This window comes from Pseudomonas migulae NBRC 103157, assembly GCF_002091715.1.
Taxonomy (GTDB): domain Bacteria; phylum Pseudomonadota; class Gammaproteobacteria; order Pseudomonadales; family Pseudomonadaceae; genus Aquipseudomonas; species Aquipseudomonas migulae_A.
On sequence record NZ_BDAG01000009.1, the window covers coordinates 26645 to 45728 of the forward strand.

The window sequence follows — 19084 nt, forward strand, 5'->3', positions numbered from 1 at the left end:
GGGCTCAAGCCTTGCTCCACACCGTGCGATTGATGTAATCGGTGTAACTCAGGACCACGCGAACCACCTGCAGCGAAACCGGTCCGCCTTGATAATCCGGCACCACTGGCACCTTGCGTTGCTCACGAGAATGCTGACTGGTCACCACCCGCACCGCATCCATCACAGAACCGCGCTTCAGGCCGCTCATGATCAGCGTCCCTTCATCCATCCCCTCGGGACGCTCATGGGCGTTGCGCAGGGTGACGGCAGGCAGGTTCAGCAAGGACGCTTCTTCGGTAATGGTGCCGCTGTCGGAAAGCACACAGAACGCCGACATCTGCAGCTTGATGTAGTCCAGCAGACCGAAAGGTTTGACGAAACGGATCAACGGGTGATCGAGGGATTCACCCAAGGCTTCCAGACGCTTGCGCGTACGTGGATGAGTCGAAACGATCAACGGGAAACCATATTGATCGGCCAGGGCCCGCAGGGTATCCAGCAAATCGCGCAGGTTATCCGGCGTGTCGACGTTTTCCTCGCGGTGGATACTGACGATGAAAAACTTGTCCTGCTCGAGACCGCTGCGCGTCAGCACATCGGACTGCTCGATCTTGGGCATGTAGTGCTCAAGGACTTCCTGCATGTGCGAACCGGTCTTGATGATCGTTTCAGGGCGAATGCCCTCGGCGATCAGGTAGCGGCGAGCATGCTCGGTCAGCACCATGTTGATGTCGCTGAGGTGATCCAGCACCTTGCGGTTCAGCTCTTCAGGCACCCGCTGGTCGAAGCAGCGGTTACCCGCCTCCATATGGAACACCGGAATCTTGCGACGCTTGGCGGAAATCACTGCGAGGCAGGTATTGGTATCGCCATACAGCAGCAACGCGTCAGGCTTTTCCAGTTCGAAGATTTCATCGGACTTGGCAATGACTTCAGCGATGGTCTTGGCGGCTGTATCGCCGGCAGCGCCGAGGAAATGATCCGGCTTGCGGATTTCCAGGTCGTCGAAGAACACCTGGTTGAGTTCGTAATCGTAGTTCTGCCCGGAGTGCACCAGGACATGATCGACCTGGCGATCCAGTTCGGCGATAACCCGGCTCATCTTGATCAGCTCGGGACGTGTGCCGACCAGCGTCATGACCTTAAGCATCGAGTTGCTCCTTGATGTAATCGAGTTTCAGCAACAGCTCCTTGATACCCGGTACATCCAGGCGCTCCGTGTTGTGCGAGGTGTAGTCGTCGAACTCGGATATACGCTCCTCGCCCTCGACGAAGTACTTGTTGTAGTTCAGGTCACGGTTGTCCGCCGGAATCCGGTAGTAACGCCCCATGTCCTCGGCCTTGGCCATTTCCTCGCGGGAAACCAGCGACTCGTAGAGTTTCTCGCCGTGGCGAGTACCGATCACCTTGACCTCGTTTTTCTTGCCGAACAGTTGCTTGAGCGCTTCGGCCAGGTCGCCGACTGTCGAGGCCGGGGCTTTCTGAACGAACAAATCGCCTTGCTGGCCGTGCTCGAAAGCATGCAGAACCAGATCAACCGAATCTTCAAGCGACATGAGGAAGCGGGTCATTTCCGGGTCGGTCACGGTCAGCGCGCCACCCGTGCGAAGCTGGTCAACGAACAACGGAATCACCGAGCCGCGCGAGGCCATGACGTTGCCATAACGGGTCGCGCAAATGACCGGGCCATTGGCCGGGATCATGCGCGACTTGGCCACCATCAACTTCTCGGACATTGCCTTGGAGATGCCCATGGCGTTGATCGGATAGACCGCCTTGTCCGTGCTCAACACCACAACCCGCTGCACACCGCTGGCGATGGCGGCATTCAGCACGTTCTCGGTGCCCAGCACGTTGGTGCGCACCGCTTCCATCGGATAGAACTCGCAAGACGGAACCTGCTTCAGGGCCGCAGCGTGGAAGATGTAATCCACACCCACCATCGCCTGATCCAGGCTGTCGCGATCACGAACATCGCCGATGTAGAACTTGACCTTGTCATTGGCCAGGGCGATACGCATATCTTCCTGCTTCTTCTCATCACGACTGAAGATGCGAATTTCGCGCACAGCGGTATTGAGAAAACGCTTGAGGACCGTATGACCGAAAGAACCGGTGCCACCGGTGATCATCAATACCTTGTCGTCGAACATGTAAACCTTCCGAATTCGTTAGCGAGTGGCGTGCATCAGCTCGATGAGCCGGGGCCAGGTTGGGGCTTTGTATCCAGTCGCCTGGGTGAAACGTTCGCTGTTGAGCGATCGATCGATCACCAATGCGGCGTCTGGACGGATCTCGATGGACTTGCCGTATTGGCTGGCAATCAGGGTCAACAGGTCCAGCTTTGCAATCGGTTCTGCGGCGACATGATACAGGCCATTGAGCTCCGGGTGCGGCAGGACGAAGTCTTTCATGACACGGGCCAGCTCAGCGGTGGGCAAACCGGAGAAAATAGCCTTGGAAAAACCTCGCACGCTGCCTTCTTGCGACAGAAACCAGTCCACCAGCGAATGACTGGAGTTCAACTCGTGACCGATGATCGAGGTTCGCAAGGTGATGGCATTGGGTAGATCGTGCAGTTCGCCGATGTACTTGGACTTGCCGTACAGGTCTTCGGCGTCCGACAGATCGCTTTCGAGGTAGCCACCTTTACGTCCCGAAAAGACGCAGTCGGTACTGATATGGATCAGACGCGCGTCGCTCAGGGCGCAGAGCCGGGCGAGTCGATGCGGCAACATGGCGTTGATTGGCAGCGCTGTCAGCGGATCTTTGGCATCGGCGAGTTGCTTGATCAGGCCGACGCAGTTGATGACGACGTCCGGGCGCACCTTGGCAATAGTGGCCACAAGCGAGTCCTGATCCAGCACATCGACACCCGATAGCAAGCGCTCACGACTTGCTTCGGGGAAGGATCGCAACCCGGCGGAGCTGCGCAACGTTCCCCAAACCTCATGCTCCGGATCGGAGTTGAAGGTTTTGAAGACCGCGCTGCCCAGCATACCGGTGATGCCAAGTACCAAAATTTTCATGCTGACTCTCGGAATATTTTCACAATCAAACAAATATACATTGGCTCAGGAGGTGAATCGAGAGCGCCAGAAGGCAAGAATTTTATCAGCAAAGTAAATCAAAAGGACATTGATGATAATAGTGCCGAAAAGCAGGTAGCTTTGCGCGGGAACATATCCAAAACTCATGAATCGATAGGCAACTACTTGCGCAAACAACGAACAAAGAATCACGTTCTTTCCGCCAAATTTATACACGAAAATTTCAATCAGAGCGGCTGCCAAGCCCAACAACACCATTGATACGAATAGAAATAGGTAGGAGCCAGGATAGAAAAAGAAGGCAATGATTCCTGATAAAGATACAAAATGAAATTTTGAAGTATCCGTATCTTTATAAGCAGAATCAATCAGGTTTTTATCATAAAAACTTAATGCATTTTCATTATAAACCTCCTGCCATGCCAGCCTCCACACTCGCCAACCTAAATCCGGATAACTTGAAACAGCCATAACTCCCTCCATCCCAACCCATCGATCCACAAGCAAAGATGCAGCCATGTTGGTAGTCATATCAATGGTTGTTTGAGTTTTTGTGGATTTTTGAGCAACCGAAAGCTCAACCGCGTTCAAATAAGACACTGATCGGATATAAGTAACCAAAACCGCAGAACTGGCAAATAGCAGCATGAATGCCAGCACCACAACAATAAAGAATCGTTTACTGACCCTGAAAGCATTAACTTTGAAATTATAGAACACACCATACAACAGGGAACCGGTGCTGATCAGCATGCCTCGACTTAGCTGCGACGAACTCGAAACCACTCCTTCAAGAAAAGAGTAAACAATTGCCCAACCATAATTTTTCTTATTAATCCTCAGCTCAAAATTAAGAATAATTGCAACAAAAGAAGCCATTCCGAAAAGCAGCAACCATGTAACCACTCTATTCAGACCGAAAGGTAGAATGGTTCTGGTTATTCCACCCCGCTGATAGATACCCAGATGGACGTTAAGATATCCGATGGCTACCAGGAACAGCAGAAATAACACTAATACATATTTACGATAGTCAACGTAGAAGTCAAACAAACCGGGCTGCGCTTCCTCCGTTGCCACCTGTGGATAATTGAACAGGAATTTCCCCCTAAGATAGCTTGCCAGCATCAGGCCCGACAACCCGCAGGTGGCGACTTGCACAGCTCGATCAAAAGCTTCTGGCGAACCATCAAAATGGCCGGCCAGAACAAACTCGCCATCCATGAAAACCAAGCGAAACGTCAACTTCAGCCAAAAACCGAGCCAAAACAGCAGACCGATAAATGTATCAAAAAAAATAGCCTGCGGCCGAAAGCAAAAATAAAGCATCGTATTGGCTACAACGCTGAATACAACATAATAAATAGCGTGACCCGGGTACTGTATTAAAGCCATAGAAAACAATACAAAAACAACAACAAAGACTACCACTCTAATAGTTATTGGAACATCGATCCACTGCATATCGCCATCCTTCTAAAATCATCCTAAATCAACAATTTCACCACAAACAAACATCATTGACTCAATAAATCACAGACTCGACACCCAACAAACACTTAACCACCAATTTGACCAGGCTCATCTTTTTCACGCCTAAGTTTGAGACAAGCTGAAATAACGACACCCCAGAGGAAAAACGTTATGATGCCCGGATAAGGCTGACGCATGCCAACCTTCAGCATATTATCTACAAACAAAAAAAACAGTACGACACCCATTACTCCGAGAACTTCTGACGAGGCCCAAATACGTAAACAATTACGTACAGCGAAGTACGTGGTCAATGCGAGCAACCCTATAAGCGGCAAAATGGCCAAGAAACCAAAGTTATAGATAAAATCCAAATAGTAATTATGCGCACTAGGGAATTTGTTTCTGTCAGGTACATTTACATGCCCTAACCAAAATGATCTGAAATCGTCAAAAATTTCAGAAACGTAAAAATCCCAGTAAACTAAACGCTCTGCACGATTATTTAAGTGCACCACCCTATCGGAGTCAACGAACCCACCCAACCCGCCTAACAACCCACCAGGGGGTTCCCCCTCTTGCAAACCGACGCCGAATTTTGCCCTGAGAAGATCTCCGCTGACGAGAAAAACCAGGCTCAGCGTGATCCCTAAACCGGCAAATAGCACTACTAGCGAGCTTTCCCATATATTTCTTCTTAGCTGTAGATTGCGAATAAAGAAAGACAGTGTCCCTACAACCAGTAATACGCAAGCGAGCATCGAAAACGAAAAAGACACATACCATCCCATAACGCCTGACAACAACAACAAACCTCGGCGATAACCCACTTCATCCGAGAGTGAAAACAACGCAATGACAAAACCACCCACTAAAACAACAGGAACATATTGCATATGCTGATAAATACTAAAAAAATACAGGGATGGTGATAGAAGGCCAAGGCCTTTTGTGAGCGTTGACAGCAGCTCTAACGGCACTATTATAAACAGCATAAAAAACAACACTTTAGCCGCGTAAGAAATTGCATCCCTCTTCAAGCCATATTGCTGCCCAAGAACAAGTGCAAATACAGGAAGCATATACTGAACTAGCAGAATCAATTTTGATTTCGCTTCAACCCCAGTGTTTTCAGCCAATACCAGACTGGTAAAAAGCATCCCCATAAACAGAAAAAATACAACAATCAATGATAAGCGAGCTTTCGTATAACCGCCTAAAATCACGATACCGGCATAACACGCTAAGACTGAGATCGGGATGGGCAATAACGCCAACTTTCCCTCACTGGAAAAATTGACAAGCTTCCCTTGATAAATCCCTCCAGATATCTGAAAAAACAAGGGAAAAAACAGTACAAACGCCAAAATCACCAACACCCATCGCCCTGATATTTTTAACCTACTGGCGCTGAATAGACCGTCCTTCTCACTGACGTAAAACACCAAAGACAACAAAGCACTTAGTAAGTAAAGCCCCGCCAATGAAGAGACACCAAGACCGTAATAAAGAAACGGGATACAGCCGACAAGTATTATATTGGCCAGCATGTCGGAACCAAATGCATCTTGGGTTTCGCTGTTCTGCAACAGTCGTAAACGCACTCTCTGAGCCACAACCATAATGGCCCCTCCCATGAGTGAACAGCCTACCGCCAGCCAGAAGAAACTGCTTTTTCCGGTCCACTGCAATACATCCGGACGCAGGAATGCGACTGCTATGAGGAGTAGTCCCAAGAGCAGCGAGCCCCATACCATCAAGTTCACCCAACGCAGCACACGACTCGAATGCCCGGACTCACCTTCATGACGAACCAACGTTGGCCCCAAAGCCTGGGTAAATACAGCTCCCATGATTCCGCCGAGAGCAAAGGCTGAAAAGAGGTCGCCGGCAATCTGGTTACCGGCCAGAAGAATAATAAAGAGTCGGAAGACATAAACCGATACGCCAATTACCGCGCTCGAACCAAAATGCGGTAACAGTAATTTCAAATACCTCTTGCCATGAGCAGTCTTTCGGAATGCTGCTGCGAACATCTCAGGGCGAATGCACCAACAGAGAGGTGAAGCGGCCCATATAGCCAGCGACCACAGACCGAGGGTGCTATCCAGAGAAAGTGTCACCAGGACCAACAGACTGACGAAACCCTGGGTGAGAAAAAAACCCAATGCCTGCCCGAACCGATGATCATGCTCCTGCTCACAGAGAAAGACTTCAGCCAACCATTCGCATGCACGACGCGCAATCAACAACAAGACAAACAGCCAACCTGACGCCACCAGCCCCATGCTTAGCATAAAAGCCAGGACACTGAGCGGTAGTACTAATAAACAGCGCAAACGCAGAATGTATGCACTTTCTACCTGCCTGTTCTTGGCCAGGATGATGCTCCGGGCATTGCCGGAAAAGGAGTAGAAAAGCGCCACCGTAGCACCGTGAACGATGCCAAAGTCCGCAGCCAAATCCGGTCGGCCAAACAGGCTCAAACCGATCATGATAAGCATCATGGCAAATGCATTGGCCATGAATGCGGCAGGAAAAACGAATAAATTATTCAAATATCCTGGCACCCGAAATAGACGTCTGCAATGGAGTGTAGTGCTCTAATGCAATCGGACACCCGCAAAGGCCAGAATACTCACCGGATCGATGCATTAGACATCCAATCAATGCCGCCCCTCCCCTGTAAGCGGTCGGACATCCCGTCTGCGCAATCAAAACGGTGCCCACGATGCGGAACTGCGCTGGATTTCCCGCGCGCAGCGATGGCGCGGGTTCTGATGCCCGAGTTTCTGGCTCGGCTTTTGGGGAGGTTTGATCAGGGGGAAACGACTCGTAGCGCTTGTCGACACTATGACGTTTCAACTGGGTGCTTTCTTGGATGAGCTGGCGGTTGCCGATTTTGCGGGGCAGCACATTTTTATCAGATTGTTCGACACGCAAAAGCAACTGCGCAGCCAAGCCGAGCAGTGGATCGTTGTCGAATTGAGGGGTTTTGGCGGGAGTCATGGCGGTGACTCTGCCCGACCTGCTGATCGGCGTCTGTCGTCCAAATCCTTTAATGCATAAGGATCATTCCGACAGACTCAGCGCGTAGCCAGGGAAGGTTCCTTGCCGGCGCGCATAGATATTTCCAACTCAGCGTTCAAGCAGATCAATCAGGCGCCGAACTTGCTTTCCCATGTCAAAATGCTGATCAAAATAGGCTCGACCGGAAGCTCCCATTGCTTCTCTCTCTGCATTGCTGCGGCTACGCATCTCTCGGATCGCGGCAACTAGTGGCAACACCTCCTCTGCCGGGGAAGAGATACCTGCACCGGCTTCCTGGACAATCCGTGCGCCCTCGCCGTCCAGACTGGCGATAATCGGTTTTCCCGCCGCCAGATAAGCCTGAATCTTGCTGGGAACCGTTTGCGCAAAAATCTCTTCTGCATTGAGCGACACCAGAAGCGCCGCGGAGCGCTCGAATATCTGCGGCATAGCCTCGGGCGGAAAACGTCCGGCCAGCACCAGATTATTCAGATCCAGCAGTTCCTTCTGTTCTTGCAGCCATGCAAGTCGGCTACCGCTACCCACCAGCACTAACCGTATTTCTGCATCCTCTTTCAGATGCCTTGCAGCTTGCAGCAAGGTATCCAGTGATTGCACCGTTCCCAGGTTACCCGCAAAGACCACACAGAAATGCGTTTCCAGCAGCTCGCTCAGTTCACTGGGAATAGGTACCGTTTCTGCTGGCGCAGTTGCATTCATGGAGTTGGGGTAATAAACGATTTTCCTGCGTTCTGCGTAGCGCAACACTGGATCAACAAACGCGTGCGATTGCACTAACAAGGTATCGCAACAGCGATAGATGCCTTTGACCAGCCACCCCACCGCCTTGAGTGCGTGGGGGTTTTTGACAAAGCCGGTAGCTGCAAGGCTTTCGGGCCATAGATCCTGCACCCACAAAGCCAGCTTTGCCTTCTTCAGCCACTTCAATGGAATCGCAGGAATGGCCTGCAAGATAGGAGAGGGCGCGAAGACCAGAATTGCATCGAACTCTCGTTTGCGCAGCATCCAGGGCAGAAACAGCAGGCCGGCAAGGACAAATGACAGGTAATTGAGTATCAGGTTTTTCGCCCCACCTTCCCCTCGTGGCCAGAGCGGAACGCGGAACACATCAATCTTCCCGAGGTAGCATTCACGTTGCGTACCCTTGGCGCGATAGCCATCGAATATCTTACCGTCCGGGTAATTGGGCTTGCCGGTAGCCACTACAACTTCATGGCCCTGCTCATCAAGAGTGCGCACGATGTCGTTGATGATGAAGCTTTCAGGCCAGAAGTATTGCGAGACTACGAGGATCTTCATAGGTATCAGGGAGCTCAATCAATAATTCGAGCGACGTGCTCGGCAATGGCAAGGCTGGCTGTCAGGCCTGGCGACTCTATTCCGTAAAGATTGACAAGTCCCGGTAGGCTATGAGTCTCCGGACCTTGGATTGAAAAGTCTGAAGCCGGCTGCCCAGGCCCGGAGAGTTTCGGGCGAATTCCGCAGTAACCTGGTGTCAGGCGCAGCACATCAAGCGTTGGGAAATAGCGACAAATCGCTAGCGCAAAATCGTTTTTGATCTCTTCTTCGACCCGATAATCGATGGTATCGGTCCAGGCAACGTCCGGCCCGAATCTCACTTGCCCGCCCATATCGAGTGTGGCATGCACGCCGAGGCCAGCGGTATTCACTTCCGGCATCGGATAGATTAGTCGTGAAAATGGCGAACGCCCGCTGTAGGAAAAATACCGTCCCCTACACCAGTGGGTTTTCGGCACATGACGTGCGTCGAGGCCATCGATGCGCGACGCTAGCTCACTGGAAAACAAACCTGCCGCGTTTATGACCCGCTGCACATCCAGCGAGAAAGGCTCGCCGCAACTCTCCCCCTCCACCACCCAGTGCTCACCATTGTGCTGTACCCTGGAAACCCGGGTCTCCAGAGCCAGATCTGCACCGTGTCGCTGGGCATCGCCGAGTAGGGACTGCAGGTAGGCATGGCTATCAATAATACCGGTATCAACTGACAGCAGAGCAGCCACCCCCGTCACCGCAGGTTCCATCTGACGCAGTTGCGCCGCGCTGACGTCCTGCAACGAGTCGACACCGGAATGCACCGCATTCTTCTGTATGGCATCAAGCGCAGCGATTTCATCCGGGTTCACCGCGACCAGCAATTTGCCGATCTGCCGATGCTCCACATGGTGCTCCTCGCACCAGCGATACAGCAAATCGCGACCTTCCACACACAAACGCGCTTTCAACGAGTCAGGTGGATAGTAGATACCTGCATGAATAACTTCCGAGTTGCGACTGGAGGTATGCGAACCAATCCAGCGCTCTTCTTCGACCACCAGCACACGCTGCCCCGAACGCGCCAAACGCGAAGCACAGGCCAACCCGATGACACCAGCGCCGATGACGAGAGAATCGTAAGAACTCATATTGCGAGCGCCTTGAAAAAATTCAGGATTTGGAGAGAAGACGCAGGTAGATGTCGTGCATCAACTGCGCATTGACTTCGATTGCAAAGTTTTCCTCTGCCCATGTGCGAGCTTGGCGCCCCAAGGTTTGACGCAGCACGTGATCCTCTGTCAAACGTTGCAAGGCATTGGCGAGCAACACAGGGTCGGGCCGTGGGATTGCGAGTCCGGTCACCTCATGCAGTATCGCGTCCGGAACGGGATTTGTGATCGCTACCACGCTTGGAATCGAATAGAACGCAGCCTCAAATACCGGTCGACCAGCCGCATCCAGGTGAGAGGGGAAACAGAGAATATCGAGCTGTGGATACAACGATCTGACATCGACCACACTCCCCAGCAAATGGACATGATTCTGCAATCCGTAGTCACTGATCATTCCCTCCACATTCGCTTTCACATCATCGGCGAAACCAAGCGTTCGCAGCGCCCATGCCTTCAACCCCGTGAGGTGTCGGGCATTTTCTCCGGCAATCAGACACTCGATATTGACGTTACGCGCCTTAAGAATGCGCATCGCCTCGACCAACTCATAAATGCCTTTGAGCGGAATCAGAACGCCGAGAAACCCAACACGTATAGGCTTTCCAGTAGTGTGCGAAGAAGGGGCCAGTAAATTGTTTTCTATCCCAAGGCCGTTGTGCACGATGCTTAATGGCAAGTCTGCCGCTAACGTCGCCGCGACCGTATGGTCGATCGGCACGACTGCGTCGGCATGGCGTCGCAACCAGCCATTGACGAGCCGGGTACGCAAGCCGGATCCAGGTGCGCGTTGCAAGGATCGTACGTGCACAACCATTGGTACTCGTAACAACCATTTAGCAAAAATGGCCAACGGCAACAATGTCACCTCGTTAACGTGCAACAAATCGAATCGTTCGCCACGCAAGCGCCAGATCGCAGCCAGTGAAAAAGGCAGCAGGAACAGCTCTCGCAAGAGAATAAGCCAGCGAAGACGGCGGTAGTGGCTAAAACGCGTATTGTCGAACTGGCTGAGCCCTTTGACTTTACGCACATCCATACCGACAGCTTCAAATGCCGGACAGACCGGACCGTCGGGCGTCAAAACTGTGCCCTGTACACCTAACGCGCGTAATCGGGTGAATAGCTCGATAAGACTCTTTGATGCGCCACCGAACGCCGCGGCCGGATGCAGATAAAGTACCCGTATTGATAGCTCACTCATCGCAAGCTACCGTACCAGCGGGCAAAGTTGACCCAACGCCAGACCTGCCACGTATAGGGACGACGGCCCGCAACCACTGCGTCGAAATGCTCGAGCAACTTGGCCTGGTCAAGGAATGGCAGACCCAGATCCTCTTCGAGCCAAGGTCTGAGTGTATCGGCCATACCCATCAGCCATTGCTGCTCGGGCGTCGCGAAGCCAATCTTGTCGCGACGATCCAGCACCTCGGCCGGCACGATCCCACGCAGTGCCGAGCGCAGAAGATGCTTGGTCTCACCACCCGGAGAAACCAGGTATTCCTCTGGCAACGACAGCATGAAGTCGGACAGCTCGGTGGTCAGGAACGGTACGCGGCTTTCCACCGAGAAACGCATCGAATTGCGATCACCATGGCGGAGAAGGCCGAGCAAGCCGCGTGTGTTCAACGAGGCTGCCAACGTGCTCATCATGCGGCGACCCGGCATTTGCTGTGGTGGCGCATGCTTGGGAAAACCAAGATGCACGCCGCTTTCGCGCAACGGGCCGGGACGAATCCACGCAGGGCAATTGTCCATACCGTTGAGCCCTCTCAACAGATCGTGCAAGCGTCCCTCACTATATTCGCCAACCACCCGCTTCAGGCCTTCCAGACGACTGCGCCCGGGCCATTGCGACCATTGATCTAAAAAGCGCCAGGCTTCGCGGTACTGCCCGTTGTCCAGGAGGCTGCGGATACGCTGCCCCGCATAACCGCTGTAACCACCCTGATTTTCGTCGGCGCCCTGACCTTCCAGGGTTACGGTAATACCCTGTTCCTTGGCTTTCTTGAACACGCGGTACTGGGCATAGATGCTGGTGCTGCCAAATGGCTCGCCCTGCGCGGTAATCAGGTCTTCGAGATCGGCCGCCAGCTCGTCTCCCGAAACAATCACCTTGTGTGCCTTGGCGCCGACGTGGGCATTGATCTTGTCTACCCAGCTTTCTTCGCTGACGGTGCTGCCCCGGGCAATGTAGCTGAACGTGGTGATATCCGAATCCGGTTCCAGGTGGCGCATGGCGCACACGATGGCGGAAGAGTCGACGCCTCCGGACAAGGCCGCGCCGACCGGCACATCGCTACGCATATGCAAGCGAACATTATCGAGAAACATCTCCCGCAACTGATCGCTGGCGCTGGCAAAGCTGATCGATTGAGTCTGTACGATGGACGGTTTCCACCAAGTCTCTGGACTGGACACCTTGAGCGTGGAGAGGTCGACAGTCAGCAGTTGCCCCGGAAGTAGGCTGACAACTCCTTCGATGAAACTTTCCTGACCGAAGTCATATTCGCCATGTACCAGATAATCATAGGCACGTTGCCAGTTAAGCGTTGCGCGCTGACTCTTCAGCGCTCGCAGAGCTGGCAGCTCTGAGCCGAAGATGAAGGCTTCATTTTCCAACGCATAGAAGAACGGCTTGATGCCGAATGCGTCACGGGCACAGGTCAGGGAACCTTCCTGGCGATCAAACACCACGAAAGCGAACATGCCTTTGAATCTAGGCAGCGCTGCTCTTCCCCAATGGCTCCAGGCCGCCAGCAGCACTTCTGTGTCTGAATGCGTATGAAAGCGTGCTCCAAGGGCCTCCAGCTCAACGCGCAATTCGAGGTAGTTATAGATCTCGCCGTTGAACACCAGCCCGAATCGTTGATCGGCAGAGTACATCGGCTGCTGACCTGAACTGGAAAGGTCAATGATGGCTAGGCGAGTATGACCGAGAACGACCGCGCCTTCGCCCACCGGATGACGATCAAAGCCCTGATGATCCGGTCCCCGGAGGCGCATTGCCGCTAATGCGTTATCGATTCGTTGATCCAGCCCCGCAGGCACAGCCCGCCAGAATCCCCCTGTTATTCCACACATCTTATTTGGCAACCTCTACATGCAAATATTGCGCTTTTTCGTAATCTTCCTTGATATCGCGCGCAATATTCAGAGGGTCATGCCAGCGCTCAACAAATGCGCGACTACTCTTGCCCAAAGCTACAAGTGACTCACGCGGCATCAGCAGTAAATCACGTAAAGCTTCCTCTACCGTGAAGGGGGTAATCTGAAGAAAGGGCAAATCAGCTTTCATTTCAGGCGGAATGAATCCCAGGTCCTCATCCCGAATATAGACAAGTACCGGCTTGCCAAGCGCCATCAACTCCACGGCCAAGCCGCCGTACCAGCCTGCGAATAGCTGATCTACCAGCACGTCCGCCGACTCATAAACCGCCCTTGCCTCGGCGTTGCTCATGCCTTCGACCAGCAGCAACTCGAACTCGAAACCCTGTGTACGCAGCGACTCCAGTGCACTCAGAATCAGATCCGAACCTTTGACCTTGCGGTTGCTTGGCGCATGCACAATCCGTAAAGGCCGGTTCTGATCCTGAGTAAAGGAAGGCACCCACTCGTCCAGGAAAACAAGAGAATAGGGTGTGAAACGTGCGCTCTCGGGAAGCACATGCATCAAGTCAGGATTAACCGAGTAGACCTGATGCGCGATACTTGAGAGCAATTTGATATTGCGCCGCTTGAAGGCATCAGAAGCGGCACAGTAATAACCCTCGTCGACCTGGCTAGCGATATTGATGGCGAAATGTTCGCGACTGTAATCGCCCTGACGGGCGTCATCGCCCTGGTAAGTTACAAATACAGCCTTGCCCAGCATGCGCACATAGGCGATCTCGAAGCGCTGCAACAGGCGCAAATAGCCCGCGTAAAAAAGGCGCAGAAAGCCTTTCGCGCCTTGGCTCGGACTGAAATTGAAAGCATAAGCGCTCGCCAGTGTGGTGCCTGCGTTGTAATGAATCACATCGAAACGCGGGAGCAAGAACAGAATGGCCCAAAGCCGCTTCAGTTCTCGCATCACCATACTTTGCCCCGGACGATGCAGTACCAGATCTGCCGGGTAAGCCAGGTAATTCTGCGACACAACCAGGGAATCACTTTTCACACCCAATAGCCGCAGCGCTCGGCTGAGCGCCTGAGGATTGCCGCCAACCGAACTGGGAGCGTGCAGGACTTTGTATTTCTTCATCAGGGGATAAGTTCCAGAATTCCTTGCGCAAAAGGAACCCTGGGGGCAATCAGTGACTCACTCAGTGCATCGATATTGGCGATCAGGTGACGAGGCTCTACCTCCTCGACCTTGAACACGGGAGTACGCCCCACTGCTTCGCCGATGATCCCGGCGATATCGCGAAGTGAAAGAACTTGCGCTCCTGCCACGTTGAACGTGTGGCTACCTTCGAGCTTGAGGCAGTGTTCCAGTGCCGCGACTGCATCGCTGACATGGATAGGGTTGATCTTGATACCATCGCAACCCTGCAAGGTGATTGGCTGACCCGCCATAACATTATCGATCAGACGAGGAACCAGCATTGAACGTTTTTGCCCTTCCCCATACATGAAGAAGAAACGCAATACTGCTACGTTCATCAATGACGAATAATTCTGCGCAAGAACCTCTGCGCAAAGTTTGCTCCCCAGGTAGTAGCCGAGCTGGCCATGATGCGGGATCAGGGAGTTCTCCTTGAATGCCCCATCCCCTGCGCCATAAACACCACCGGACGATGCCAAGATGAAATGCCTTGCTCCAGAAATACGAGCGTAATCAAGCAGACGAGCCGTGGATGCAACGTTAACCCCGAAAACATCCATCGCCTGCTCAGGGAACTCCCGGAAACGGGATGATTGCGCCAGATGAATAACAGCATCAAGCGCACTAGGCAACGACTCTGTAGACCAATCTCCTGAGAGATCGATGACGTGATAAGTCACGCCGGCCACCGGTTCCAGCGGCGCAGAGTGAACCAATGCATGAACCTGGTGTTGGGCAACCAGTTGCTTTACCGCATGAACACCCAACAGCCCATTGGCTCCGGTAATAAGAATATTCACTGTAACAACCCCACCTAAATAACCTTTTAAGCCCTATTCTCGACTGTCCCTTCGGGAGGGCCGATCAATTTGGCGAGAATCTTTGAAAAAGCAAGCGAAATAGCCTCTACAGAATGATGACGCTCAATATAGCCTCGTCCTCGTTCAGCTGCAGACACAAGGATATCCCGGTCTGTGTGCAGAGTTCGAATCACTTCCTTGAGCGAGAATGCATCTGCCCGAATGATCGGGATTTCGTCGAAACCATCCAGTAAGCCTGCGGCCACATAGAGCTCCTCCAGATCACGACGAAGATGACAAATAACCGGTTTTCCTGATGCCATCGCCTCGATGGCAAACATCGCGTACCAACCGATGACCAGTTGATCAACGATCACATCGGCCTCGAGAATCAACCTGCGCACTTCCTCGTTGGGAACACGCTCCACCATAACCAACTCAACATCGATCCCCTCGGCACGCAACTCTTCGACAGCACGAATAATATGTCTTGTGCCTTTGATTTCTCGGTGATTGGGTGCGTGCAATAGCTTCAGCGGCCCTACTCTACCAGGAGGTTTTCTCTCTCCTTGTTCCGGAAGCGGAATGGAGAAATGGGCAATCATCAGCGTATCCCAGTGATGCATGTAGTCGACCCATTCGCAGCCACCGACAATATGGCTACCTATGGAGCTCCACACATCAACCATGGCCTGGATGTGTGCGTGTCGCGTGCGATGCTGCGGATAATCCATCGACATCGCATGCTTGAACTGGAGATTGGGTGAACGACTCATGACCTGGACATCAGAGCCATAAGGTAGAACGATCGTCTTGACCCCCGCTAAACGATAGAGGTAAGGCTCGAGCCTCCAGAGAAATGCAGTGCCCTGCCCCAGAGGTCCACCATCGAAATAGATGATCAACGTGCGATAGCGCCGAGCCGACCAACAAAAGATATAGAAATTAAGCAAGAGCTTGCGACAGAGCAGATTCTGCGACAGCCGATGCAAATCAAAACGAACATCGAAATTGCTGGTGATGTGCCAAACCTGACTGACGAAGGTTTCAGCGGAATAACCTGCCAGTTCCAGCGCACGCTTGTGGTAAACGTTGTTGATCAAGGGAAATGGACCCAAGCCAACATCCACTCTTTTTTGAGCCCGACGGGAGCTCAATGCAGACGCAAAAATAAATGGAAGCGCCAACAGCTCAAATATGAAACGAAAACTATAATAGAAGTACCTAATCAACTCACCACCTGCGATACAGTCGAAATAAGGCGCCCACGTAACAAACATAGACAAACTAACGAAGCAGCTACGAGTATTGTCAACTTCAGGAGCACAGAACCAATCTCCAACTCAAAGGTTTGCAACATAACGGAGGCTCCGACGAGCACGATCAACACTAAAAATAGACCAAACAAGCGACTGTAATCGAAGCGAATATAGTGCAGCTTGCTGCTCACACAATAATAGGCCACCGTCAGGAACAGATAGGATAGCAGCGTCGATATCGCGGCCCCATCAGCGCCCCATGCAGGCAACAGGAAGTAGTTCCCAACAACGTTAATCAGCACTGCCGCCCAAGACAGACGGAAAAACCAGTAAGTCTTCCCCTCCAATGATATTCCGAGCGCAAAAACATGATGCGTAGCTTGGAGTACAACACATAAGAGCAAGATAATTAACGCCAGCGCAACTGAGTCATACTTCCCATGGAAAATAAGATGCAAGATCTCACCGGAAAATATTGACATGCTGCCAGCAATCAAAACGAAGGCAGCAAACAGAATAGTGAGTATGCTTGAATATAGCATTTTGTACTGATCGGGGTAGTCCGTTTTCAATTTGATAGCATATGGACTCCAAGCCAAACTGAATGCCATGGAAACAAACATCGCAATGGAAGCTATCCGCCATGCAACTGAATACTGACCAACAGACTCCAGACCCACCATGGACGCAAGCATCCACCGATCAATGGAAGAAAAGAGCCAGTATGCGATATCAACAAAAATGAATGGATAACCATATTTGAAAAGGGTCGTAGCCATCGAACGGTCAAAGTTTAGCTTGACCATTTCTTTGATCATCAGATAACCCAAAGGTATGAGCGCTAAACCGCCTGCCGCCAACGCCATCACAAAGCCATCAACACCTACGATACCGAACGAAACAAGCAAAAAAGCAAAAATATAGACAACCACCCGGCAACAGAAGCTAAATCCGAGAAACTTTAATTTGTTGAAACCAAGCCGCATAACATCAAGAAAGAACTGCTGAAATTGCGTTACAACGGCAAGCAAGGTCATCGCCAACACACCCGTTGCGGTCAAGCCAACCCCCAACACACCGGCCATATCAACGCTCCACTCACGCAGAACAAACATGACAATCATAAGGGTTGCGCCAAAAGCAAAAACCATTAAAAGCCCGGTACCAACTAAAACTTTTTTCTGTTGAGCATCATATTCCTCAGACCAGTAATAACGCTGAATAGCGTTATTCAGTCCCCCTCGAACAAGAAAGCCGAGCATTGCCGACGACACATAGAGAATCTCGAGATAACCAAACTCACTGGATGTCAGCAATCGAGCAAGCAAAGGAAATAGTAGAAAGACTACTAACTTCGCGACAAAGTCAGCACCACCATAAAGCAGCGCATCCTTGAATAAATTTGAAAATATTTTCATTAATCCGGGAGCCGACTAGACTTTAGTGGATGATCAATGCGGCCCAACTCTAAAACACGCGCACTTAAAAGCGGATGAAAAAGCGCAGACAGCGTCTCTTCTCGCCCGTACACATAATCAATAACTTTACCGTAGAAAAATTGCGCAGCAGAAATACCGTGATATTTCTCGACATACTCCCGACCTGCAGCCCCCAAATCCTTACGTAAAGAAGGACTAACGATTAGTTTTCGCAGGACACTCTTTACACTTTCCGGACTTGCAGAGACAAGTGGACACTGTTCAAAGTAAGACCATCGACGCATAGGCATCAAATAGTTATCATCTTCAAGATTGCAGACTACCGGCAGCGCCGAAGCCATTCCTTCGAGTGCATTAAGTCCATGCCCCGGGCAGACAAGCTGCTCAACCAATATATCTGCGTCCTGGTTGAATATTCGTTTTACTTCTGCATTGGGCTTTTTTTCGATTAAGATCAGCTCAACTTTCAACCCTTCTTCCTGAAGCTGTCGAATCGCCTCTATTACAAACTCGCTACCTTTGAAGCCTCTGTGGTTTGGTGCATGGGCAACGTAGACTGTCCCATTGGTTCCGTCTGCATTTGACAAACGGCATGACGCAGTCCACTCGCGCTCATTAATGTTGATAACGCTGGGTACTAGAACATCCCAGCGCCCAAAGCCATCAGGTCCCATTATTCCTGCAATAACCGCGTTCGCATTATCACACCAATAATCGACCTTCTTTTGTAGCTTTCGCTGCTGCCGGCTTGGTAATGGGATTGACATCATCAACCCCTGCATCAGCCCCATTGATCGCACGCGTCGATAAACGTACGCGTCCAAACCAAACGGCATAACCACAACTTTTTTGCCAGCCAACCTGAAAAAATAAGACTCTAAACGCCAGAAAGGTGTATGCCCGAGGAAAAAACCGTTGAATGAAATAAAGAATACATCGTAGTTGAGCAACGCATCGAAAAATCCAAAAAGACGCTGAAACTCAAGATTGCAATGCGGAAAGCGCTCTTGAATGGTCTGATCGTAATCCGCCCTATCATTAATCGAATAGCAGTATCCGTCGGTATAGCTTTGCGAAACATGCCCTCCATCACGCAACGCGCGAGCCCATATTGGGTTACTTATGATTGGCGCCTCTCCCCACACCAGACGGGGAACACTTGAACTGGAGCGCCGAGCTATCAACAGCACAACAGCAGCCATAGGCAGAATAATCACAGAAATTATTATATATGCCAGAAGCTTCTTGAAACGCCGTAAAAAAGAAGATCCATTGAGCAT

Annotated in this window: 15 protein-coding genes; all 15 read right to left on the bottom strand. The window is 51.6% G+C overall.

Annotated features, from left to right (window positions below):
* Nucleotides 1-4: 4 nt before the first annotated feature.
* Entirely contained in the window at nt 5-1132 is a 1128-nt protein-coding gene (wecB, locus tag PMI01S_RS09110) for a non-hydrolyzing UDP-N-acetylglucosamine 2-epimerase (RefSeq protein ID WP_084319414.1), read from the bottom strand.
* Entirely contained in the window at nt 1125-2135 is a 1011-nt protein-coding gene (locus tag PMI01S_RS09115) for a polysaccharide biosynthesis protein (RefSeq protein WP_084319415.1), read from the bottom strand. The genes wecB and PMI01S_RS09115 overlap by 8 nt, the downstream gene beginning before the upstream one ends.
* A gap of 18 nt (nt 2136-2153) precedes the next feature.
* Complete coding sequence (locus PMI01S_RS09120) at nt 2154-3011, bottom strand: dTDP-4-dehydrorhamnose reductase family protein (protein WP_084319417.1); 858 nt, start codon at nt 3009-3011, stop codon at nt 2154-2156.
* 45 nt (nt 3012-3056) lie between these two features.
* Nucleotides 3057-4496, bottom strand: coding sequence for a hypothetical protein (locus PMI01S_RS09125; protein WP_084319419.1), 1440 nt, complete (start codon nt 4494-4496; stop codon nt 3057-3059).
* A gap of 95 nt (nt 4497-4591) precedes the next feature.
* Nucleotides 4592-7063, bottom strand: coding sequence for a hypothetical protein (locus PMI01S_RS09130; protein ID WP_139273112.1), 2472 nt, complete (start codon nt 7061-7063; stop codon nt 4592-4594).
* Nucleotides 7056-7514: a hypothetical protein gene (locus PMI01S_RS30985; RefSeq protein WP_139273114.1), complete on the bottom strand. Its 459-nt coding sequence runs from the start codon at nt 7512-7514 to the stop codon at nt 7056-7058. The genes PMI01S_RS09130 and PMI01S_RS30985 overlap by 8 nt, the downstream gene beginning before the upstream one ends.
* Nucleotides 7515-7643: 129 nt before the next feature.
* Entirely contained in the window at nt 7644-8855 is a 1212-nt protein-coding gene (locus PMI01S_RS09140) for a glycosyltransferase family 4 protein (RefSeq protein ID WP_084319425.1), read from the bottom strand.
* A 14-nt stretch (nt 8856-8869) separates the two neighbouring features.
* Entirely contained in the window at nt 8870-9979 is a 1110-nt protein-coding gene (locus PMI01S_RS09145; RefSeq protein ID WP_084319427.1) for an NAD(P)/FAD-dependent oxidoreductase, read from the bottom strand.
* A gap of 22 nt (nt 9980-10001) precedes the next feature.
* Nucleotides 10002-11204 (bottom strand): glycosyltransferase family 4 protein, encoded by a 1203-nt coding sequence (locus tag PMI01S_RS09150; protein ID WP_084319429.1) that lies wholly within the window; start codon nt 11202-11204, stop codon nt 10002-10004.
* On the bottom strand, nt 11201-13084 hold the full coding sequence (gene asnB / locus PMI01S_RS09155; RefSeq protein WP_084319431.1) for an asparagine synthase (glutamine-hydrolyzing): 1884 nt from the start codon (nt 13082-13084) through the stop codon (nt 11201-11203). The genes PMI01S_RS09150 and asnB overlap by 4 nt, the downstream gene beginning before the upstream one ends.
* 1 nt (nt 13085) lies before the next feature.
* Nucleotides 13086-14243 carry a glycosyltransferase family protein gene (locus tag PMI01S_RS09160; RefSeq protein WP_235864445.1) on the bottom strand — a complete coding sequence of 386 codons (1158 nt, stop codon included), beginning with the start codon at nt 14241-14243 and terminating at the stop codon, nt 13086-13088.
* Nucleotides 14243-15106 (bottom strand): NAD-dependent epimerase/dehydratase family protein, encoded by an 864-nt coding sequence (locus PMI01S_RS09165; protein WP_084319433.1) that lies wholly within the window; start codon nt 15104-15106, stop codon nt 14243-14245. The genes PMI01S_RS09160 and PMI01S_RS09165 overlap by 1 nt, the downstream gene beginning before the upstream one ends.
* A gap of 26 nt (nt 15107-15132) precedes the next feature.
* Nucleotides 15133-16209 carry a glycosyltransferase family protein gene (locus tag PMI01S_RS09170; protein ID WP_139273116.1) on the bottom strand — a complete coding sequence of 359 codons (1077 nt, stop codon included), beginning with the start codon at nt 16207-16209 and terminating at the stop codon, nt 15133-15135.
* A 125-nt stretch (nt 16210-16334) separates the two neighbouring features.
* Nucleotides 16335-17783, bottom strand: coding sequence for an oligosaccharide flippase family protein (locus tag PMI01S_RS09175; RefSeq protein WP_084319437.1), 1449 nt, complete (start codon nt 17781-17783; stop codon nt 16335-16337).
* Nucleotides 17783-19084, bottom strand: a complete 1302-nt coding sequence (locus PMI01S_RS09180; protein ID WP_084319439.1) for a glycosyltransferase family protein — start codon at nt 19082-19084, stop codon at nt 17783-17785. The genes PMI01S_RS09175 and PMI01S_RS09180 overlap by 1 nt, the downstream gene beginning before the upstream one ends.

Excerpts from the sequence above, each read along its gene's own strand:
- wecB (WP_084319414.1), bottom strand. The coding sequence starts at position 1,132 with ATGCTTAAGGTCATGACGCTGGTCGGCACACGTCCCGAGCTGATCAAG.
- PMI01S_RS09140 (WP_084319425.1), bottom strand. The coding sequence starts at position 8,855 with ATGAAGATCCTCGTAGTCTCGCAATACTTCTGGCCTGAAAGCTTCATC.
- PMI01S_RS09180 (WP_084319439.1), bottom strand. The coding sequence starts at position 19,084 with ATGCTCAATGGATCTTCTTTTTTACGGCGTTTCAAGAAGCTTCTGGCA.
- PMI01S_RS09145 (WP_084319427.1), bottom strand. The coding sequence starts at position 9,979 with ATGAGTTCTTACGATTCTCTCGTCATCGGCGCTGGTGTCATCGGGTTG.
- PMI01S_RS09115 (WP_084319415.1), bottom strand. The coding sequence starts at position 2,135 with ATGTTCGACGACAAGGTATTGATGATCACCGGTGGCACCGGTTCTTTC.
- PMI01S_RS09160 (WP_235864445.1), bottom strand. The coding sequence starts at position 14,243 with ATGAAGAAATACAAAGTCCTGCACGCTCCCAGTTCGGTTGGCGGCAAT.
- asnB (WP_084319431.1), bottom strand. The coding sequence starts at position 13,084 with ATGTGTGGAATAACAGGGGGATTCTGGCGGGCTGTGCCTGCGGGGCTG.
- PMI01S_RS09175 (WP_084319437.1), bottom strand. The coding sequence starts at position 17,783 with ATGAAAATATTTTCAAATTTATTCAAGGATGCGCTGCTTTATGGTGGT.
- PMI01S_RS30985 (WP_139273114.1), bottom strand. The coding sequence starts at position 7,514 with ATGACTCCCGCCAAAACCCCTCAATTCGACAACGATCCACTGCTCGGC.
- PMI01S_RS09150 (WP_084319429.1), bottom strand. The coding sequence starts at position 11,204 with ATGAGTGAGCTATCAATACGGGTACTTTATCTGCATCCGGCCGCGGCG.
- PMI01S_RS09120 (WP_084319417.1), bottom strand. The coding sequence starts at position 3,011 with ATGAAAATTTTGGTACTTGGCATCACCGGTATGCTGGGCAGCGCGGTC.
- PMI01S_RS09125 (WP_084319419.1), bottom strand. The coding sequence starts at position 4,496 with ATGCAGTGGATCGATGTTCCAATAACTATTAGAGTGGTAGTCTTTGTT.